Raw genomic sequence first — 18,380 nt, 5'->3', positions numbered from 1 at the left:
CCTTGCTTATGCAAGGTGCTTTTGTTATGACTCTTTAGAAGCTGCTGTTTCATTCACTGCTGCTTTTAAGTCATCATTTACTTTTCTTCCATTCTCTAAATACTCTGTTTTGAAGCCGCTTTTTAAAGCCCATGTGTAGAAGAGAAGAGAAACAACAACAATAATCCCCATATCCCATCCATATTTAATAACATTAAGACCGCCAAACTTTTCGCTTCCAAGCCATGAAATAGTCATCATACAAAGTAAGTATACAACCATCCATACGCCGCCTTTGAAGTTCTGTCGAAAGCCTTTCCATTTAGCCTTTGCTTGATAATAAAAATAAATAGGAAGGCCGATTAAAATAATAAACAAAACTTGTCCAGTTAGCGGCCAGCGCGCCCAATATAGCGTTAAAGAAGCAAAAATAAAACCAAGCGGCGCAATGATGCTTAATCCTTTTAAACGAAGGGGACGATATAAATCGCTGCCAGTTCGTCTTAGCGTCATAACCGTAACAGGACCTGTAATGTAAGAGATAAGCGTAGCGACTGAAATAATTTCAGCAAGCACGCCCCAGCCCCGAAATAAAAACAAAAAGACAAGAGCAACAGCTAAGTTAAAAAACATGGCTTGACGCGGAACACCATAAATCGGATGAAGGCGTCCTAGGACACTTGGCAAATATTTATTTTGTTCCATACCATAAATCATTCGAGCAGTAGTAGCTGTATACGTAATACCTGTTCCAGATGGTGAAACAAACGCATCTGCATACAGGACAATGACAAGCCAGTTAATGTTAAGGGCAATGGCTAAATCTGCAAACGGAGAGTTAAAGTTTAAATGACTCCATCCCTTCGCAATATCAGAAGGATTTACTGCCCCGATAAATGCAATTTGTAGAAGCAAATAAATGACTGTAGCAACTAAAATTGAGCCTACTACCGCAATCGGAATAGAGCGGCCCGGATTTTTCGCTTCTCCCGCCATATTAATAGGGCTTTGAAAACCGTTAAAAGCAAACACAATCCCAGACGTAGCAACTGCTGTAAGCACGCTAGCCCAGCCGTTTGGTGCGATGCTGCTTCCAGAAGTGAAGTTCTCGCCGTGAAAGCCTACAAATAAAAGTGCTCCGATTGTAAGTCCTGGTATAACAATTTTAAAAATAGTAATTAACGAGTTGGCTTTGGAAAATAGTCCAACTGTCCAATAATTCAGTAAAAAGTAAATAATCAATAGCACAGTAGCGATAGCTAATCCTTCGCCAGTTAACGTTCCTTTTTCTACGAGGTGGCTTGTCCACTGTGCCCACTTCCAAGGCCACGAACTCATATACTGTACAGAAGCTACTGCTTCGACTGGAATAACGGATACAATCGCAATCCAGTTTGCCCAAGCAGCAATAAAACCAATAAACGAACCGTGTGAGTACTGCGTATACTTGACCATCCCGCCGGCTTCGGGAAACATGGATCCTAATTCACTGTAAGAAAGTGCAATAAATAAAATAACGACCATTCCAATGACCCATGATAAAATAGCTGCCGGCCCTGCAATTTGAGCTGCTCGCCACGCTCCAAATAACCAGCCGGAACCAATAATTGATCCAAGTCCCGTCATGGTTAACGCGAATGTTCCCATTCTTCGATGTAAATTGTTCATCTGACTAACACCTTTCATGTAAAATAAGTCTTTCGTTTAAACGTTGTTGCTTTATTATTATTATTCTGAAATCTTTCGCTGTCAACTTTTGTCGTTACATGCAGTTCTTAATACCTATTGATTTCCAGTTATGCAGGACAGCTATCCTCAACCTTTCTGTCATAGCAATTAAAGCGCTTTACTTTCTTTTTCATCCTACAAGAAACCCTACAGAAATAGATAAAAACCGACAAAAAGTTATCAAGTTCGTATCTTATGCACTAGCAATATGAAAAAATTAGGGGATAAGTGGTAGTTATATTCCCTAAAATTGTGAAGAGAAAACACACTTCATAATAAAGCCCCTTTTGAATAGCGGAATAAATACCTTCAAAAGGGGTAAGAATTGGCTTTTTGAGCCTTTATCTTTCTTGATGTTTATACTCGAGTAATTTTACGACGTTTTCTACATCATTTTCAGCAGAAAGGTCGTTGATATTCACTTTGTAAATAAGCGTATCCGTTGCAAAGAATTCATCTTCTCCCTCAGGTTTTACTTTCAAGTTTAAGATTTTTACCCGCACAATATGAGTGAACTTACCGCCTTTACCTGGCTGTATTTCACCCATTTGTATTCCGATATCATCTTTTTTAATCGGGCGAACTTTTACTTTTTTATGCTGTTTACCGTACACCTTCTCATAATGAGAAGTAATATCTTGATGTACCCAAGGTTCAAGAGATTGATAAATAAAATCTTTTACAACAGGCTGACTTACGTGTGATTCTATATTTTCTTCTGGTATATTTTCTTCTGCGGAAATGGAAAGCGTAAAACAAAAAAAGACAAATGCTGCTAAAAACAAAAATTTTCCCACGAAAAAACCCACCTTACCTGTTCGTTTATGTAGCTGATTTTCTAGATCTGCATCTTTATCTTTTGAACAAAGGCATGAAGGTATGCACAGTTTTTTGTGAAATTCACCTGATTAAAAACCAATTTCATTTAAATAAAATATGTTCTAAATAATTGATTGAAAATTCAAACGTGGTTTACGTACAAAAATAGCCAAGTGCGCCTTTACATAGGGACACTTGGCTATTTTCATGAATATTTTATGCTGCTGTTTTCTTATTGCCTTTGAAAATAAAATAAAGAGCTAATAACATAAATGCTACACCAATCCAGCGGGATAGATCAAAGGGTACTTCTTTGCTTCCAAACCAGCCAAAATGGTCGATAATCATACTTGCAAATAACTGACCGATAACAGTTGAAATATTAGCTGCTGTTACGCCAATTTTAGGAACGGCTAAAACGGTTAGAAACAAATAAGATGCTCCGAATAAAGCGCAAGTAAGCTGCCATTTAGGGACATCAAAAACAGAGAGAATGTTTCCTTGTCCAAAGAAGACCACGACAATCGTTAAAATCATGGCACCTGTTGCAAAGGTTAAAAAAGCTGTTTCAAACGTACCTGTTTTTTTACTTAAAGTACCGTTAATAGAAGACTGAGCGCTTAGCGTTAATCCTCCTATTAAGGTAAGTATTACCATTAATAAACTCATCGTAAAACCCTCCTAGAAAATAAGTACAAGCGCAATTCCCATACATACAATAGCCATTACGCGTTCTTTGTTAATTTTAATTTTGCTGCTGCCAAGCCAACCAAAATGCTCAATGATCATGCTTGTAATCATTTGGCCCACAATAACCGCAACCATTGAAACACCAATTCCGATAAAGGGGATACTAATCACTAGAATCGTTAAATAAACCGTACCTAATAATCCACCGGTTAAATTCCACTTAGGCGCTTTTAAGACGTAAGGTAGATCTCCCTTTCCAGCAAATAAAGTGGTCAGACCTAAAATGAGCGTTCCCATGATAAAAATATAATAACTGCTTTCAAGTTTTCCAACTGTTTTTCCGAGTTCTCCGGCAATGGCGCCTTCCATACTTAAAGCAGCGCCGCCTAAAACCGCAACTAAATAAACCAACAACTTCACGTTTATCACTCCAATATTTCTTTATATTTATATATCTAGAAAAATAGATATAACGAGTGAAAAAAACTCGTTAAAGTTTTTTTCGTAAGAATGAAGAAAGCTCTTGAAGCGTTTCTTCATTTCGGCGATAGTATGTCCATTGACCGTGCCGAATTGACTCTAACAAACCTGCTTTTTGCATCATGGAAAGATAACTGGACACTGTGGACTGAGACAGCTGAGCTTTTTCCTGAATATCTCCCACGCAAACACCGCCTCTGCTGCTGACCTCCTTAGGCAAATGTGCTTGTTTGTCTTTAAAATGCTTTTCAGGTTCTTTTAACCACTCTAATATATTTAATCGAGTTTCATTAGATAATGCTTTAAAGATATCAATAGGTTTCATACTTATTATTTTATTCGTCACAGCTCAGATGTCAAATGTTCAAGTTTGCATTTTATAGTTAAATAATCAGCGATGGGTTGAATTATAACAGCTGTGAACAAAAAGTCAACTTATAATAGGACATAAAGAAGAACGTTTTACCCAGCTATTTTTCTATTTATATAAGTAGAAAGCATTTTATTTTTGTTAGTAGAACAGATGACATATTCCTTATTTTTTAAGGGATAGTTTAGTAAAATAGAAAAAAGTGAATAACAAAAGAAGCTAGTCTATTTACTCAGGGGGAGGGCTGCATATGCAAGGGAAAACAAAACAAGTGCGCTTTCGTAATATGGTAGCGTATGGATTTGGGGATTTGTTTGGCGGAGGATCCTTTTTTATTATCGGCACATTATTTATGGTTTTTTTAACGGATGTAGTCGGGCTTTCTCCTGTAGAAGCAGGAACGATTGTAGCTCTTGGAAAAGTGTGGGATGCTTTATTAGATCCAACCATTGGGTACATATCTGATCATCTTCAGACAAAAAAAGGACGAAGAAGAGTCTTTTTTCTTTTTGGAATCATTCCAGTTGCCATCACGTTCAGTATGCTGTGGATTCCTATTGAAGGCTCACATATGTTTAAATACACCTATTTTATTTTAGCCTATCTTTTATTTAATACCGCGTTTGGTATGGTCATGGTTCCTTACAATACGCTAGCAGCAGAAATGACGACAGATTATAGTATTCGTTCGAAAATGACGGGAATACGCATGGTCTTTTCACAAGGCGCTTCATTTTTAGGTGCTTTTTTCCCGAAACGAATCATTGATGCATTTCCAGGCGGACAAGGATATTTAATCATGGGCATTATCTTTGGACTTCTTTTTGCTCTTCCATGGATTTTTGTTTACAAGGGAACATGGGATAGCGGAGAAGTAGTGGAACGAAAAAAGAAAAACAGATTTTGGTTAGAATTTAAGCAGCTGTTTATCAGTTTTGGAAGTGCATTTAAAAATAAGTCGTTTAACGTGTACCTTGCCATGTATTTAGCATCTTACATTGCAATGGATGTATTTAATGCTCTTTTCTTTTATTTTATTGCCTATTACATGCTGCGCGAAGCGATTTATGCAGATACCCTGAGCTTTGTGCAAATTACACAAGTGCTATTTATTCCTCTTGTTACGTACATAGCCATTAAGTTAGGAAATAAATTAACCTATAACTTCAGCATGGTCATTTGGGGAACGGGCATTATTTTATTCAGTTTCCTAACAACAGATAGCTCGTTAGTTCTTATTTACTTAGCGGCATTTTTTTTAGGAAGCGGTCATTCGGGAGCGATCATGATTCCATGGAATGTACTGCCGTTTGTATCAGATGTAGATGAGATGATTACGACAAAAAGACGAGAAGGCGTGTATGCAGGGCTGATGTCATTTATTCGAAAATCGTCTCAGGCGCTTGCGATTTTTCTTGTTGGTATTGCCTTAAAGAATATTGGCTATGTACCAAATGCCGAGCAGTCAGCGTCTACGCTAGCCGGCTTACAAAAGCTGTTCATGATTGTACCTGCTATTTTAATTCTCATGGGAATTATAGCAACCATATGGTTTAAAATAAGTCCGAAAAATCACAAAATTTTATTAGCTGAAATTGAAAGAAGAAAAAAGGGGGGCCCGGCGACCGCCGTTACTCCTGAAGCGAAAGCGGTTTGTGAAAGTTTAACGGGCTATAAATACGAACAGCTTTGGAAAGACGTAACCATTTCAAAAGAAATTCGAGATAAAACGGTTGTTTAGCCTTTAGATTCACGAAAAAAAGTAAAATTTTTAGCGCGGGGATTCGCTAATTATATCCAATAAGAAACTTCCTCTGACGTATTGCCTTTTAACAACAATAGAAATTCTCCTGCCTATCGACTCATTTTTTAGGTGAATTTTAGAAAGGAAGAATTTCTTGCCATTAAAGATGTGCAATTTGGCACGTCTTGATAGGGTGGATTGTACAATTTATAATGAAACTATAAATTAACCACAGGCGCTTTCAAGGCGCAGGTATAAATTAGAAAAAAGGAAGGTACAGTTTATGCCAATTCGATATGTTTGTCCACAATGCCAAGGAGCCGGTAAGAAATTTGGATTGATAAAGTGCAAAGTGTGCAACGGCGAAGGAAACATCATCATGTCTTCTAATGAGCCAGATCCAACTAAAAATAAAAAATTAAAATCATCTTCTAAACAAGATAAAGCAATGTAGGCTATTGCTGATAAAGGTATGTATGAACCCCGCTTTTCTACAAAAAAGCGGGGTTTTCTGCTAGACAGACGAACGCTTTTCTTATGATACAATAAAATAAAAGTCGCTAAAATAATAGATAGGGAACCGAAAGAAGAGGGAAATAGATGGAATACACCGCAAAACAATTTACGCCGCAGTTAGAAAAGCATATACATAAGGTTGAAAGGTCTATGCAAGAACTTCTCAAATCCATATATGAACAATATAAAGAAGCTTTTGAAAAAAAGGGGATGGAGATCTCTGTAGATGTGATCCGTGAAGGGGAAAATCCTTTTCACCCTGGTTATCACGCCACTATTCAAGTGGGTATTTTAGAAAAAGATGAGTTTTTAGATGGTCTTTTTATTCCTATCTGGCACTGTGTACGCACATTTTTGGGCATTCGTTCTTCGAAGAAGCTCCCAGGCAGCAAGATAACCGGAGAGCTGATGGAAGAAACAGAAGAGGAAATAACAAAAGAAGTAGTAGCCTATTTAGACATGCAGCTAGAAGATTAGAAGCAACCTGCTTCTAATCTTCTTTAAATTGAAGAAGGTGCAGTTTCTTTTTCAATTTGTCTTTTAGCACGAATAAAGGCCGTCAGCTGCTGAATTTCTTCTTGAGATAGTTCCGCACCGTCGACCGTAATTCTATGAGTCTGAGGCGATGTTAATTCGATGGGTGCATCTGAAGGAGAATGAGGTTCCTTTTCCTTACCTAGCAAATAGTCTGTTGATGTATCAAATAGTTCTGCGATTGTAACGAGTGCTTCAAGAGAAGGACGACGATAGCCAGATTCGTATCCTGCGTAGGTGCTTTTAGCAATTTCAAGCTGGTCAGCTGTATATTGAAGAGACCATTTTTTTTCTTTCCTGAGTTGAGCTAATCTGCTTAACATTCATGACGCTCCTTTGTAGGTGTAGTATGTAAAAAACCGAGGCATTCAGCTCGCGCGCAGATCTTTGGAATCAAACCGTGAGCCAATTTACATTTTTATTCATTATATCATTGCCGTAGAGAAAAGTGTACGCGAAACGAATAATTTTTCTCTTGATTTATTGAATTTGGGTTACTATAATTACAGGTGAAGTACGCGAAATGAATATAATTTATTTGATAGATTGTCAGGTTTTTTTACAGAAATTAAGCAAAGGGGATGTCGGTTTTGAAAAAACTATTATTGTTATCAACTGGCGGAACGGTCGCTTCACTTGAAGGTGAAAATGGACTTGTTCCTGGAATGGAGCCAGATCAATTACTAAGCTACATACCTGATTTAAATGAACATTGTCAAATTGACAGCAAATCTCTTATGAATCTTGATAGTACAAATATGCAGCCTGAATGTTGGATAGAGATGGCAAAAGCGATTGAAGAGCATTATAATGAATACGATGGTTTTGTTATTACCCATGGAACAGATACAATGGCCTACACATCGGCAGCTCTTTCTTACATGCTTCAGCATTCTAAAAAACCAATTGCGATTACAGGATCTCAAATTCCTATTTCATTTAGTAAAACGGACGCGAAGCGCAATATTGCAGATGCGATTCGCTTTGCATGTGAGGAAACAGGCGGAGTCTATGTAGTCTTTGACGGTCGTGTGATTCAAGGCACAAGAGCAATTAAGCTTCGTACAAAAAGTTATGATGCATTTGAAAGCATTAACTATCCATACGTGGCGTCTATCCATGATAATACGGTGGAATATACAAAATCGGTTGCCTCTAGTAAAGAAGAGTTGACGGTTAATACATCTCTTTGTACGGATGTGGCAGTTGTCAAACTGTTTCCCGGCATTAAGCCTGAATTTTTCGATGGATTAAAAGATGTATATCAAGGCGTTGTTGTTGAAAGCTATGGAAGTGGAGGAATTCCATTTCAAGTTCGCAATATTTTAGCCAAGCTTATTGAATTGACAAATCACGGTGTATCCGTTGTCATTACTACTCAGTGCCTTGAAGAAGGAGAAGACATGGGCATTTATGAAGTAGGCCGAATGATTAATCATGACAGCGTCGTTCGCTCAAAAAACATGAACACAGAAGCCATTGTTCCTAAATTAATGTGGGTGCTCGGACAAACCAAAGACCCTCACCAAGTGAAAAAGATGATGGAAACGTCGATTGCAGAAGATATTAATTAAAAAAGAAAGCAGGTACAGCTATGAAACAAGAAACAGCAGGATATCGTACAGAAGCTGATTTTCTAGGAGAAAAACAAATTCCAGCAGACGTATACTACGGTGTACAAACCGCACGTGCCGTAGAAAATTTCCCGATTACGGGTTATAAAGTACATGAAGAAATGATTAAAGCGCTTGCTATCGTAAAAAAAGCGGCAGCGCTTGCAAATATGGATACAAAGCGCTTATATGAAGGTATTGGAAATGCGATTGTGCAAGCAGCTGATGAAATCTTAGCAGGTCAGTGGCATGAATACTTTATTGTGGATCCTATTCAAGGCGGAGCAGGAACGTCAATGAATATGAATGCTAATGAAGTGATTGCAAACCGTGCCCTTGAAATTATGGGAGACAATAAAGGCGAATACGGTAAATTAAGTCCTAACAGCCATGTGAATATGTCTCAGTCAACAAATGATGTATTTCCAACGGCTATCCATATTTCAACGCTGAACTTATTAAATAAACTTCTTGTTACAATGAATGATATGCATGATGTATTTAAACGAAAAGCGCAAGAATTTGATCATGTAATTAAAATGGGCCGTACGCATCTTCAAGATGCTGTACCCGTTCGTCTTGGTCAAGAGTTTGAAGCATACAGCCGCGTGTTAGCGCGCGACATTAAGCGTATCAGCGCGACGCGTGACCACTTGCATGAAGTAAATATGGGGGCGACAGCTGTTGGAACAGGTTTAAATGCAGATCCTCGCTATATTGAAAATGTAGTCAAACACTTAGCTGATATCAGCGGTCTGCCGCTTGTGCATGCAGAGCATTTAGTGGACGCTACTCAAAATACAGATGCTTATACAGAAGTATCTGCGGCGCTTAAAATCTGTATGACGAATATGTCTAAAATTGCCAATGACCTGCGTTTAATGGCATCAGGTCCTCGTGCAGGTCTAGGAGAAATCAGCCTTCCTGCTCGTCAGCCTGGTTCTTCAATCATGCCAGGAAAAGTAAACCCAGTTATGGCTGAATTAATCAATCAAATTGCGTTTCAAGTAATGGGAAATGACCAAACGATCTCTCTTGCTTCAGAAGCAGGTCAGATGGAGCTTAACGTTATGGAACCTGTGCTTGTATTTAACTTGCTTCAATCAATCAGCATCATGAACAACGGTTTCAGAAGCTTTACAGATCACTGTCTAGCAGGAATTGAAGCAAACGAAACGCGGATGAAAGAATATGTAGAAAAAAGCGTAGGGATTATTACAGCTGTTAACCCTCACTTAGGCTATGAAGTCGTATCGCGTATTGCGCGTGAAGCGATTTTAACAGGAAAACCAATTCGTGAGCTTTGCCTTCAATACGATGTGTTAACAGAAGAGGAATTAGATCTCATTTTAAATCCATTTGAAATGACGAACCCTGGTATTGCAGGAAGTTCATTATTTGATCGTCAATAAAGAGAACGGCTTCCATAAGGAGGCCGTTTTTTTTATAAAGACATTTGCTGAATGACGCGGCGCATTTTCTGAGCTGTTGCAGCCAAGACGTCATCATTTTCAGCATATTTGGGAATTTGCGTATAAAAATCTCCGAAACACTCCTCTTTATATCTCGGAACGATGTGCATGTGAAAATGAGTTAACTCGTTAAACATACCCCCGTTTTGAGAGAGAGTAACTCCGTCTGGAATAAAAAGCGTCTTAACTGCTTTTGTCATTAGCTTCGCTGCATTCATCACGGCCAATATGTGTTCAGTATCGAATTCGTCGATTTCCACTATATGTGCTTTAGGAAGAATTAAGAGGTGGCCTTCGTTAAACGGCTTGTGGTCTAGCAGGCACGTCACAAACGAATCTTCAAATATCATATGCGATTTCTCCTGGTCATTTGCTAATCGACACCCTAAGCAATCTATACTTGGATTCCCCATCATATGTTCTCTCCTTTTTTAAGATAACTAAAGTGTAGCATGAGAAGTGTCAGGAGGAATAGATTGAAATATACACAGTTGTTTTTTCGCTTAGTAAAGAGAGCCCGGGTATATGACCTGGGCTCTTTGGTTCGTTCTTTTTATTTATAGGCTTTGCTGCTTTATCTAAAATTTACCATGGTTTTAATTGTAAAATAAATATCTTTACAGTATAATGACAGTGTAACAGTTAACTGTAACTAAAAAGGGGGGATTGTTTGAAAACATATACAGGCAAGCAAATTACGGAATTATTAAACAATGAAGGTGCGGACTTGAACCTGCGTACGGTGCGGTATTACACGCAAATAGAAATTGTTCCTCCGCTGGAGCTAGTGAGAAATAAGCGCGTCTATACAGCTCAGCATGTTCATTACTTTCGAGCCGCTTTAACATTATCAAAAGCAGGGGAGTCACTAGCTTCCATTCAAGAAACGCTGCGTTCAATGAGTGTGGAAGAAGTGAAAAGTATAGGTGCGCAGCTCCCTCTTTACCAAAGCAAACAAATTCAAAATCAAGAAATGCATCAAGTCAATGAAGATGTGTTTGTCGCTATGAATCGGAATTTATCAGCAGACGTACGGCAAAAAGTAATTGAGTCTGTTACTCAGATTTTAAAGGATCATTCATCGCATGATTAAATTAGCGGTGGCAAAATCAGTAATGGAAAAAGAAGAAGGAATGAACCACCTATGTATTACATTTGAACGATCGCAAATAAAAGTTAAAAACATCACGATTGATATTCAGCTGCCCCAAGGTTTGTTCAAAACAAGAAACTTAAATGGGTACTGTGAAAACCCACAAGGACAAATCGAAGTAAAACATATTGACGATGAACCTTTATTAATAGAGCTCTACACGGAAGAGACCGTTTTATATCCACAGGCAGAGATTGCAGTTGCGGTGACTTACCGCGATGAACACTTGCATATACAGCAAGAAAGACATTCTCTAATGATTAAATTTACCGATGAAGATTTGATAGGGGATTCATTTTTAAATCAAGAAGTCAGTGCAAAAGTAAAAAAATTTGCTCGTATTAATTCAGTGGAAAGAGGCGGTCACATGAACTTAACTCCCTATGTAGTAGAACAAACAAGTAAAGGAGAGCGTGCCTATGACATTTATTCAAGGCTGTTGCTCGACCGAGTGATTATGCTCACAGGTGAAGTTACGGATGAGGTGGCTACTAGCATTATCGCTCAGCTTTTATTTTTAGATGCAGAAAACCCAGAAAAAGATATTAGCATTTATATTAATTCACCGGGAGGGTCCATTACAGCGGGCATGGCTATTTTTGATACAATGCAGCTTATACGTGCAGATGTAAGTACATTGTGTATAGGGCTAGCAGCATCTATGGGTTCAGTTTTACTAGCGGGCGGTCAAAAAGGGAAACGTTTTGCTCTTCCTAACAGCGAAGTGATGATTCATCAGCCGCTAGGAGGAGCAAAAGGACAAGCAGCTGAAATTGAAATTCGAGCGAAGCGTATTTTGCGCTTAAAAGACCACCTAAATGAACTTCTGTCTGAACGAACAGGACAATCGCTGTCAACGATTAATAAAGACACTGATCGAGATACATTCTTTACAGCGGATGAAGCAAAAGAATATGGCTTGATTGATCAAATTTTAGTTCATCAATAAGGAGGATACCATGTGGAAAAGTCAAATCGTTACTCAGTAGAATATGAATGGGGAAACGTGATTTATTACCAAGAAGTAGAAGCAATGACGATACACGAAGCAAAAGAATACGTTCAACATACAAAAGTAAACGCCGCTATTCGCGCTGTTCATGTCATAGAAGATGTCGAATCGTAACGAAAAACTGGATCCTTTCGGGGATTCAGTTTTTTTGAGCAAATGAAGCAGGGATTTATAGGAAGAAAAGAGAATGCAAAAAGAGATTTAAAAACGAGCAGCTGGTAGCATCATTCAGCAAGAACATCTCATTTCAATTACAAAAAGAAAGGTAGATGTAAATGAAAAAAGTATGGTCTGGATTAGTAGTTCTCATTGCTATTTGTTGGGTGATCACAGGATGTCAGCAAAGCAGTGCTTCAAGCGGTACTGTTGAACAAAAGCTCGTAATCGAAAAATACATAGCCGATAATCAATATGGCCATGCGGTTAAAATGAAAGACCAAAATCAAGTGCAGAAAGTGCAGCAGTGGTTAAAAGATGTATCCTGGAGAGAAGAAAAAGCTGAAATGATTCGAAAACCTAACTACATTCTTCACTTTGAACCGGTAGAAACCAAAAAGGATATAAAGGTACAATCTTACCGGATGTGGGTCAACTTAGACAACGAAACCGTTGAATTAGCTACAGATACACACTACGCACAGTTAAAGGGCAAACAAGCAAGGTCATTTATTGAACTAGTAGAACCGAAATAGAAAGCAGCTATAAAACAATGTCCAATAAAAGCTAAAACTGCACCCGTTCATATTGAAGCTATCTTCACTGATATGCTTGATGACCTCGAAGGGACAGAGGTGCTCATTACTAACGCGCTTGATATGAGGGTGTAGAAATATTAAATGTAAGAGGTGACAAACAGCAATTATTAAATGTAGCCATAAAGAATTACACTTACAGGTAGGTCCATTATTAAAACATTTTGCTATAAGAAGTAAGGGAAAAAGAGAAATCAAGACGCTGATTTCTCTTTTTTATTTAGGCGTGTCGATGATTATTATTTCCGCGCATTTTGCGTAAAACAAAACTCACAATTAAAACTAAAATAACAGCACCAATAATTGCAGGAACAATTGCGAATCCGCCGATCTCTGGACCGAAATCTCCAAAAATTAGAGAGCCTAACCATGCTCCAATGAACCCAGCGATGATGTTTCCGATAATTCCACCTGGAACATCTCGTCCTGTTAACACACCGGCGAGCCACCCGATAAGTCCTCCAACAATAATCGTCCAAATAAATGACATATACCTAACCTCCTTTTTATAGGGAATTCCTTTTCAGTCTTTCCTAAAACACATTTTGTCATGCGACATGCTTGCTGCAAACCCTTTTACATTTTTTCATCTATTTATCATATATGCTAAGATAGCCCAACATTAAATTGAAGAGTTATGTATGAGAATTCACCGTGAATGTAACGATAATAAAATAAAGGAGAGAAGTTCAGCTTATGTACGTTTTAGATTCAATTTAGCTCATTCTATTCGCAAAAGGGGACATCTGGTTCATTTTTAAAAGCTTTTTCCCTTGGTTTTACTTTTTTTAACGGTATATGTGATATCATTTTAAGTAAACAAATTCTTAACGGGAGAACAATATGGAGTCATTATTATTAGATAAAAAGCTTAAACACATTACGAATTTAATTCTAGAAAAAAAAGAAGAGTTCTCAAAACAAAAACAAGATGAGGACAAAGATATTCAACAACAGTTAGAACCGTGGCGCGTTCATTTAATTCAAATATACGCTGATTCTGTCTCAACAAATGATACGAAAAACTTTGAAGTGCTTGAGGAATGGGGAAGAGAAGTAGCAAATCTACTTGTTGTCCTTCAGCTTCCGCTGGATGTAGCATTAGAAGAAATCAGCTATTACCGAAATATTATCGGGGAAATTATTAAAGAAGAAGCAAAGACTGAAACATTTACGTTTGATGCCTTCTATCAAGTTATTTCTCGTTTCAACTTAGTAGTGGACAAGGCTGTGCACTGGGTTAGTAAATCATATATGACCGACTTTGCAAACAAAATCCAATCCGCTCGCTATGCAATTGATGAACTTTCAATTCCTGTAGTACGCATTACGAAAGAAATTGGCGTGATTCCTCTTGTTGGCGATTTAGATACAAATCGGGCTCAAATTTTAATGGAAAATGCCCTTCAGCACGGCAGCGAGTACAAGCTAAATTGGTTGATTATTGATTTATATGCGGTTCCAATTATTGATACAATGGTAGCGGACCAAATTTTTAAAGTAATCGGTGCTTTAAGATTATTAGGAATTCAAGTGGTTTTAAGCGGTATCCGTGCTGAAATTGCTCAGACGATGGTGAACTTAGGGTTAGATTTGGCTGATATTACGACTTTCAGTAGCCTTCACCAAGCAGTGGAATATGTTAATCAAGCGGACTAATATAAAACAAAAGCCCATGATATGGTTACATATTCATGGGCTTTTATTGGTAGAAGAAAATTTGAAGTTTATTTAACAAAGCATCTAATGATTGACTAACTTGAAGTGTGTTAGGACTTGTCATTCCTTCACGGACAGCCGTTTGAATCATCAACGTTCGTGTCTGTTCGATTTCTTCTATTAGTATTTGGTACATGGATTTGTCTTTTTGATGGGTTGAAAGCAGCATGTTAATTCCTCTTTTTTTATAGTGATTATGGTTAAATTAACATTAATAGGTTTATTTTTCAATATTATGAAATTAAAAATAGTAAATCTTAAGAATTTTCCATATAAAAAAAGAACCTCTTTTTCAACAGAGGTTCTTTTTCTAATATAATAATTTATTATGCATGTTTATGACTACCACGCATTTTTCTCATAATGAAACTTACGATTAATACTAAAATGATTGATCCGATAATGGCAGGAATAATAGCAAATCCACCTACAACTGGTCCGAAGCTTCCAAAGATAGCTGAACCTAACCAAGAACCGATAAAACCAGCAATAATGTTACCAATAATACCTCCTGGAACGTCTCTTCCCGTAATTAATCCGGCAAGCCACCCAATAATACCACCTACAATAAGTGCCCATAAAAATGACATAAATATCATCCTCCTTTTTAATGATGTATTGCTTATATAGGTTAGTACCCCACTTAAAAGAAAACTATTCATAGAATAACAAAAAAAATAAAAAAACTTGGAAAAGGACTTAAGAACTGGGATAGAGTCATAGAAAATAGACTAACTAGTATATAATAGAAAAAGGAACATAGTTTAGAAGAGAAAGGAGACATGAAGTGAAAATAAAAAATCAAAGCGATATAGTAGAACAGCACTTGATTCAGCACTGGATGTATTTTCAGCATACGAAGAAATCTGTGAAGGTGGATACACCAGAAATGAAATGGATTTCTGCATCTCCTTATAATCGCGGCATATATGCAGGAACCCGTCATATTGAGACTGCGTTAGGGATGTGCTCTTCGGAAGGGGAAGAACCTCTATGGATTGTTGGTCCATCTTCATATGATAACCTTGGTCCAGTTCTTCATAAAAATGGATTTGTTCCTTATGAAAAATGGATCGGAATGATTCAGCACATTCAAGAAAAAGAATACGTACACACAGGAGTAGAAGGGTTTCAATGTAAGCGAGTGCACACAGAAGCTGAATTGAAAGAATGGATAACGGTATACATAGACGGCTATCAAAAACCAAAAGAATATCAAGCTGACTTTCTTGAAAGGTTTAGGGAGCTTATGCAGCACACTGACCAATATCACTTATATTTGGGTCTTTATCACAACCGGCCAGCTGTAGCTGGGTCTCTCTTTTTTTATGACGGTACAGCGGGTTTGTACTGTATCACTACAGCTAGACATATGAGGAGAAAAGGCCTGGCTATCGCCTATTTGAAGGAAGTTCTTACTGAAGCAAAAAAACAGGCAGATACGTGTATTTTGCATGCTACAAGTGCAGGAAAGCCAGCCTATGAAAAACTTGGTTTTACAGCGGTTAACGAATTTGATGTATACAGATGGAGAAATAGAGATGGAAAATAATGTGCTGAAGCTTGTGAAATAAGAGACAAAATTCGACAAAATTTTAAAAAAGTGTAGCTTCCACTTCGTTTTTGGTGTATCCTAGGAAAAAGCAGCAGCATGAGCTAGTGTTGTACATAGAACACAGATAAAAGGAGTCATTATGAAACATTTTTTTAAAACGAGCACGTTTTGGATAGGTTTAGTTGTCGGAATCGCGCTCACATTTGGGGGATATTTTACTGTTACTAGTATTTATGATTATTATTTAGGACGAGAACAGCTGAAAGTATTGACTGCCTCTCAGAAAAACCTTCAAACTGCTTTTAAAGAGTATAATCAGCTTATGGCCGAAAAAAAAACCAAAAAGCAATTTATCAATGAACTCGATGATATTTCAAATACGATAAACTATGAATATAATGAATTAGCTTCCCTTGATCCTACGATGAAAACGATGTATAAGCATACGGGCGTCATCGATGATATGGAACTGATGATTGATAATATCGATAGCATTTATGAATTAACGATGAATGATCACAAAGACGCAACAAAACCGCTTCAAACCTACGTATCTGATTTAATGGAATATGTAGAAAAAGATATGAAAAAAGAAATAAGCATGCTAAGTAAATAGAAAAAAACAGCTGTCTAAACAAATGGGCAGCTGTTTTTTTGTTGATTATAAAAGGAATCTTTTGGTTGCAGGCGAAAGAGTATACTATGCACCCACTCACTTACGTGCACCACGTTCACAAAAAAGGGAGGACATAGTATGAAAAAAGTGGTGGTTATCCTATTTAGTTTATTTTCACTAGCCGCATGTCAGGTTCCTACAGCTGAAACGCTTGAAGATCCTTATCCACCCGCTATAAAAATAATAGCCGAAGGCAAAGAAGCCATCATCAAGCCTTTATTTTTTTGCTGGACCGAATGTGAAGCTGATTTTGGCGAAGAAAAAAATTTCAGACAAATTGTTATGAAAGATAGTATTCCCGTCTCTCAAGATGGTCAAGTGTCCATTAAAATAGATGGTAAAGAACCTAATGCGCTTTATTACAAACAAATTCGCAATCAGTCTATTTATGAAAACATAGTAGAAAAAAAGGACATAAAAAAAACATCTGCTATTACAGTAGACTCTTCCTCTCGCAGTGATCGGTATATACTCGTAGCAGACTGGAAAGATAACAAAGGAAAAAAGTTAATCGGGCGTGTCTACTATACTCCAGTAAAATTTGAAACCCCATAGATAGGGCTCTCTATGTTGGAATAGAGAGCCCTATGTTTAACCAATAGAATTAAGTGCCTGTGCAAGAGAAGAAGTAGTCTTGACCTGTTCAAACGAAAGCCCTAAGCGAATTGCAGTTTGAGAAATTTCCGGTCGAATTCCAGATAAAATGGTTTCCACCCCAATTAAACGAAGAGCTTTTACCAAATTAAAAATTTCTTGTGCCATCATCGTGTCAATCGTAGCTACACCGAGCAGGTCGATACATAAATGTTCAACGTCTTTTTCTGAGCATTGCTGAAGCGTGTTTTCTAAAATAAACTGACTTTTGACCGTTCCAATATCTCCCACAAGAGGCAGAAGGGCAACTTTGTTTTGAAGCATGATCACAGGAGAACTTAATTCATTAATTAACTCTTTCTGAGCGTTCAGCTGTTCTTGCGTATTCTTATGATATTCTTGAATAAAGATATAAATAGATAGATCAAAGGCTTTAACAATAATGTCATACCACATAAATATCTTATCCACGCTTACCTCTTCTGAATGCAAAGAGATAAACTTCTTTAAGTAATTAACGACTATTTTTTGTGAATTAAAATATTCTCGAATAACAAAGTGAAGAGGCGTACTTAAATGCTTTGGATCACGTGCAAGTTCGACCGACCACTGCTGGAAAACGGAAAAAAAGTACTCCTCATCTTTTATAAATACGTCAAATAAATGCTGAAAATAATCTTGATTTTGCTGCTTCAGTTCTTTCACAATTACTGGATTTTTACTCGAATACACGGAGAACTCGTTTTCATCGTCGAGCTGATTGTACCAGTCTTCAGTTAATTGAAGAGAATGTTCTTTAAAAAAATGATATAGGTCCTGATTTCTATGCATGAAGACTCTCCTTACATATGTATAGTCTAATTATTTTATAAATAAAGGCATAAAAGCATCCCCTGATCTAGAGTGAGGATGCTTATAAATAAATCCATTATGAAGCGCATTTATTTTCCTATACGCCTTGTTTTCCCTAACTG

At 37.4% G+C, this 18,380-nt stretch carries 24 protein-coding genes; 13 read left to right on the top strand and 11 right to left on the bottom strand.

Annotation, left to right across the window (positions count from 1 at the left end):
* Positions 1–24: 24 nt before the first annotated feature.
* From NST66_RS14800 to NST66_RS14780, 5 genes are all read right to left on the bottom strand, one after another.
* Positions 25–1,647, bottom strand: coding sequence for an APC family permease (locus NST66_RS14800; protein WP_028414392.1), 1,623 nt, complete (start codon positions 1,645–1,647; stop codon positions 25–27).
* Positions 1,648–2,048: 401 nt separating this feature from the next.
* On the bottom strand, positions 2,049–2,504 hold the full coding sequence (locus tag NST66_RS14795; protein ID WP_028414391.1) for a hypothetical protein: 456 nt from the start codon (positions 2,502–2,504) through the stop codon (positions 2,049–2,051).
* Positions 2,505–2,742: 238 nt separating this feature from the next.
* Complete coding sequence (locus tag NST66_RS14790; protein ID WP_013057779.1) at positions 2,743–3,195, bottom strand: DMT family transporter; 453 nt, start codon at positions 3,193–3,195, stop codon at positions 2,743–2,745.
* Between the two features lie 12 nt (positions 3,196–3,207).
* Positions 3,208–3,636: a DMT family transporter gene (locus NST66_RS14785; protein ID WP_028409192.1), complete on the bottom strand. Its 429-nt coding sequence runs from the start codon at positions 3,634–3,636 to the stop codon at positions 3,208–3,210.
* A 70-nt stretch (positions 3,637–3,706) separates the two neighbouring features.
* Positions 3,707–4,021, bottom strand: coding sequence for an ArsR/SmtB family transcription factor (locus NST66_RS14780; protein ID WP_013083854.1), 315 nt, complete (start codon positions 4,019–4,021; stop codon positions 3,707–3,709).
* Between the two features lie 295 nt (positions 4,022–4,316).
* Between NST66_RS14780 and NST66_RS14775 the strand changes: the two genes are divergently transcribed.
* From NST66_RS14775 to NST66_RS14765, 3 genes are all read left to right on the top strand, one after another.
* Positions 4,317–5,807: an MFS transporter gene (locus NST66_RS14775; RefSeq protein ID WP_033580583.1), complete on the top strand. Its 1,491-nt coding sequence runs from the start codon at positions 4,317–4,319 to the stop codon at positions 5,805–5,807.
* A 286-nt stretch (positions 5,808–6,093) separates the two neighbouring features.
* Positions 6,094–6,264 carry a hypothetical protein gene (locus NST66_RS14770; RefSeq protein WP_013083852.1) on the top strand — a complete coding sequence of 57 codons (171 nt, stop codon included), beginning with the start codon at positions 6,094–6,096 and terminating at the stop codon, positions 6,262–6,264.
* Positions 6,265–6,410: 146 nt separating this feature from the next.
* Entirely contained in the window at positions 6,411–6,803 is a 393-nt protein-coding gene (locus tag NST66_RS14765) for a hypothetical protein (protein ID WP_028414388.1), read from the top strand.
* A gap of 23 nt (positions 6,804–6,826) precedes the next feature.
* Here the strand turns inward: NST66_RS14765 and NST66_RS14760 are convergent, their stop codons facing one another.
* The gene (locus NST66_RS14760) at positions 6,827–7,183 is read right to left on the bottom strand and encodes a helix-turn-helix domain-containing protein (RefSeq protein WP_028414387.1); all 357 of its coding nucleotides are present in this window, start codon (positions 7,181–7,183) and stop codon (positions 6,827–6,829) included.
* Between the two features lie 267 nt (positions 7,184–7,450).
* Here NST66_RS14760 and NST66_RS14755 point away from each other — a divergent pair, with 267 nt between their 5' ends.
* Together NST66_RS14755 and aspA are read left to right on the top strand one after the other, a co-directional pair.
* On the top strand, positions 7,451–8,434 hold the full coding sequence (locus tag NST66_RS14755) for an asparaginase (protein ID WP_328132617.1): 984 nt from the start codon (positions 7,451–7,453) through the stop codon (positions 8,432–8,434).
* A gap of 20 nt (positions 8,435–8,454) precedes the next feature.
* Positions 8,455–9,885, top strand: coding sequence for an aspartate ammonia-lyase (gene aspA / locus NST66_RS14750; RefSeq protein ID WP_014459383.1), 1,431 nt, complete (start codon positions 8,455–8,457; stop codon positions 9,883–9,885).
* Positions 9,886–9,917: 32 nt separating this feature from the next.
* Here the strand turns inward: aspA and NST66_RS14745 are convergent, their stop codons facing one another.
* Positions 9,918–10,361, bottom strand: coding sequence for an HIT family protein (locus tag NST66_RS14745; protein WP_340843449.1), 444 nt, complete (start codon positions 10,359–10,361; stop codon positions 9,918–9,920).
* Between the two features lie 254 nt (positions 10,362–10,615).
* Between NST66_RS14745 and NST66_RS14740 the strand changes: the two genes are divergently transcribed.
* From NST66_RS14740 to NST66_RS14725, 4 genes are all read left to right on the top strand, one after another.
* Positions 10,616–11,038, top strand: a complete 423-nt coding sequence (locus tag NST66_RS14740) for a MerR family transcriptional regulator (RefSeq protein ID WP_340843448.1) — start codon at positions 10,616–10,618, stop codon at positions 11,036–11,038.
* A gap of 427 nt (positions 11,039–11,465) precedes the next feature.
* Positions 11,466–12,047, top strand: a complete 582-nt coding sequence (gene clpP, locus NST66_RS14735) for an ATP-dependent Clp endopeptidase proteolytic subunit ClpP (protein ID WP_028414383.1) — start codon at positions 11,466–11,468, stop codon at positions 12,045–12,047.
* Positions 12,048–12,059: 12 nt separating this feature from the next.
* Positions 12,060–12,224: a hypothetical protein gene (locus NST66_RS14730; RefSeq protein ID WP_165573521.1), complete on the top strand. Its 165-nt coding sequence runs from the start codon at positions 12,060–12,062 to the stop codon at positions 12,222–12,224.
* Positions 12,225–12,385: 161 nt separating this feature from the next.
* Positions 12,386–12,802 (top strand): hypothetical protein, encoded by a 417-nt coding sequence (locus tag NST66_RS14725; protein WP_028414382.1) that lies wholly within the window; start codon positions 12,386–12,388, stop codon positions 12,800–12,802.
* 280 nt (positions 12,803–13,082) lie between these two features.
* Here NST66_RS14725 and NST66_RS14720 read toward each other — a convergent pair whose 3' ends face one another.
* The gene (locus NST66_RS14720; RefSeq protein WP_328132616.1) at positions 13,083–13,352 is read right to left on the bottom strand and encodes a GlsB/YeaQ/YmgE family stress response membrane protein; all 270 of its coding nucleotides are present in this window, start codon (positions 13,350–13,352) and stop codon (positions 13,083–13,085) included.
* Positions 13,353–13,705: 353 nt separating this feature from the next.
* Between NST66_RS14720 and NST66_RS14715 the strand changes: the two genes are divergently transcribed.
* Positions 13,706–14,521 carry an STAS domain-containing protein gene (locus NST66_RS14715; RefSeq protein WP_033580587.1) on the top strand — a complete coding sequence of 272 codons (816 nt, stop codon included), beginning with the start codon at positions 13,706–13,708 and terminating at the stop codon, positions 14,519–14,521.
* Between the two features lie 43 nt (positions 14,522–14,564).
* Here the strand turns inward: NST66_RS14715 and NST66_RS14710 are convergent, their stop codons facing one another.
* Together NST66_RS14710 and NST66_RS14705 are read right to left on the bottom strand one after the other, a co-directional pair.
* Positions 14,565–14,750 (bottom strand): aspartyl-phosphate phosphatase Spo0E family protein, encoded by a 186-nt coding sequence (locus NST66_RS14710; RefSeq protein ID WP_028414380.1) that lies wholly within the window; start codon positions 14,748–14,750, stop codon positions 14,565–14,567.
* A 157-nt stretch (positions 14,751–14,907) separates the two neighbouring features.
* Positions 14,908–15,171 (bottom strand): GlsB/YeaQ/YmgE family stress response membrane protein, encoded by a 264-nt coding sequence (locus NST66_RS14705; RefSeq protein WP_013083841.1) that lies wholly within the window; start codon positions 15,169–15,171, stop codon positions 14,908–14,910.
* 197 nt (positions 15,172–15,368) lie between these two features.
* Between NST66_RS14705 and NST66_RS14700 the strand changes: the two genes are divergently transcribed.
* The 3 genes from NST66_RS14700 (at position 15,369) to NST66_RS14690 (ending at position 17,367) form a co-directional block, all read left to right on the top strand.
* Positions 15,369–16,133, top strand: a complete 765-nt coding sequence (locus tag NST66_RS14700; RefSeq protein WP_155007972.1) for a GNAT family N-acetyltransferase — start codon at positions 15,369–15,371, stop codon at positions 16,131–16,133.
* A gap of 142 nt (positions 16,134–16,275) precedes the next feature.
* Positions 16,276–16,752, top strand: a complete 477-nt coding sequence (locus NST66_RS14695) for a hypothetical protein (protein WP_014459392.1) — start codon at positions 16,276–16,278, stop codon at positions 16,750–16,752.
* A 138-nt stretch (positions 16,753–16,890) separates the two neighbouring features.
* Complete coding sequence (locus NST66_RS14690; protein ID WP_033580589.1) at positions 16,891–17,367, top strand: hypothetical protein; 477 nt, start codon at positions 16,891–16,893, stop codon at positions 17,365–17,367.
* Between the two features lie 36 nt (positions 17,368–17,403).
* On the opposite strand, the gene NST66_RS14685 is transcribed toward NST66_RS14690, so the two are convergent.
* Positions 17,404–18,237, bottom strand: coding sequence for an STAS domain-containing protein (locus NST66_RS14685; RefSeq protein ID WP_033580590.1), 834 nt, complete (start codon positions 18,235–18,237; stop codon positions 17,404–17,406).
* Positions 18,238–18,380: the final 143 nt, after the last annotated feature.

Origin of the sequence: Priestia sp. FSL W8-0524 (genome assembly GCF_038005965.1) — a bacterium.
Classification (GTDB): domain Bacteria; phylum Bacillota; class Bacilli; order Bacillales; family Bacillaceae_H; genus Priestia; species Priestia zanthoxyli.
The sequence above is the reverse complement of the archived record's forward strand: the minus strand, read 5'-3'. Positions and strand labels throughout refer to the sequence as shown.

Coding starts and splice junctions, on each gene's coding strand:
- NST66_RS14800 (WP_028414392.1), bottom strand. CDS start 1,647: ATGAACAATTTACATCGAAGAATGGGAACATTCGCGTTAACCATGACG.
- NST66_RS14790 (WP_013057779.1), bottom strand. CDS start 3,195: ATGAGTTTATTAATGGTAATACTTACCTTAATAGGAGGATTAACGCTA.
- NST66_RS14780 (WP_013083854.1), bottom strand. CDS start 4,021: ATGAAACCTATTGATATCTTTAAAGCATTATCTAATGAAACTCGATTA.
- NST66_RS14775 (WP_033580583.1), top strand. CDS start 4,317: ATGCAAGGGAAAACAAAACAAGTGCGCTTTCGTAATATGGTAGCGTAT.
- NST66_RS14770 (WP_013083852.1), top strand. CDS start 6,094: ATGCCAATTCGATATGTTTGTCCACAATGCCAAGGAGCCGGTAAGAAA.
- NST66_RS14765 (WP_028414388.1), top strand. CDS start 6,411: ATGGAATACACCGCAAAACAATTTACGCCGCAGTTAGAAAAGCATATA.
- NST66_RS14760 (WP_028414387.1), bottom strand. CDS start 7,183: ATGTTAAGCAGATTAGCTCAACTCAGGAAAGAAAAAAAATGGTCTCTT.
- aspA (WP_014459383.1), top strand. CDS start 8,455: ATGAAACAAGAAACAGCAGGATATCGTACAGAAGCTGATTTTCTAGGA.
- NST66_RS14745 (WP_340843449.1), bottom strand. CDS start 10,361: ATGATGGGGAATCCAAGTATAGATTGCTTAGGGTGTCGATTAGCAAAT.
- clpP (WP_028414383.1), top strand. CDS start 11,466: ATGAACTTAACTCCCTATGTAGTAGAACAAACAAGTAAAGGAGAGCGT.
- NST66_RS14725 (WP_028414382.1), top strand. CDS start 12,386: ATGAAAAAAGTATGGTCTGGATTAGTAGTTCTCATTGCTATTTGTTGG.
- NST66_RS14720 (WP_328132616.1), bottom strand. CDS start 13,352: ATGTCATTTATTTGGACGATTATTGTTGGAGGACTTATCGGGTGGCTC.
- NST66_RS14715 (WP_033580587.1), top strand. CDS start 13,706: ATGGAGTCATTATTATTAGATAAAAAGCTTAAACACATTACGAATTTA.
- NST66_RS14710 (WP_028414380.1), bottom strand. CDS start 14,750: ATGCTGCTTTCAACCCATCAAAAAGACAAATCCATGTACCAAATACTA.
- NST66_RS14705 (WP_013083841.1), bottom strand. CDS start 15,171: ATGTCATTTTTATGGGCACTTATTGTAGGTGGTATTATTGGGTGGCTT.
- NST66_RS14695 (WP_014459392.1), top strand. CDS start 16,276: ATGAAACATTTTTTTAAAACGAGCACGTTTTGGATAGGTTTAGTTGTC.
- NST66_RS14690 (WP_033580589.1), top strand. CDS start 16,891: ATGAAAAAAGTGGTGGTTATCCTATTTAGTTTATTTTCACTAGCCGCA.
- NST66_RS14685 (WP_033580590.1), bottom strand. CDS start 18,237: ATGCATAGAAATCAGGACCTATATCATTTTTTTAAAGAACATTCTCTT.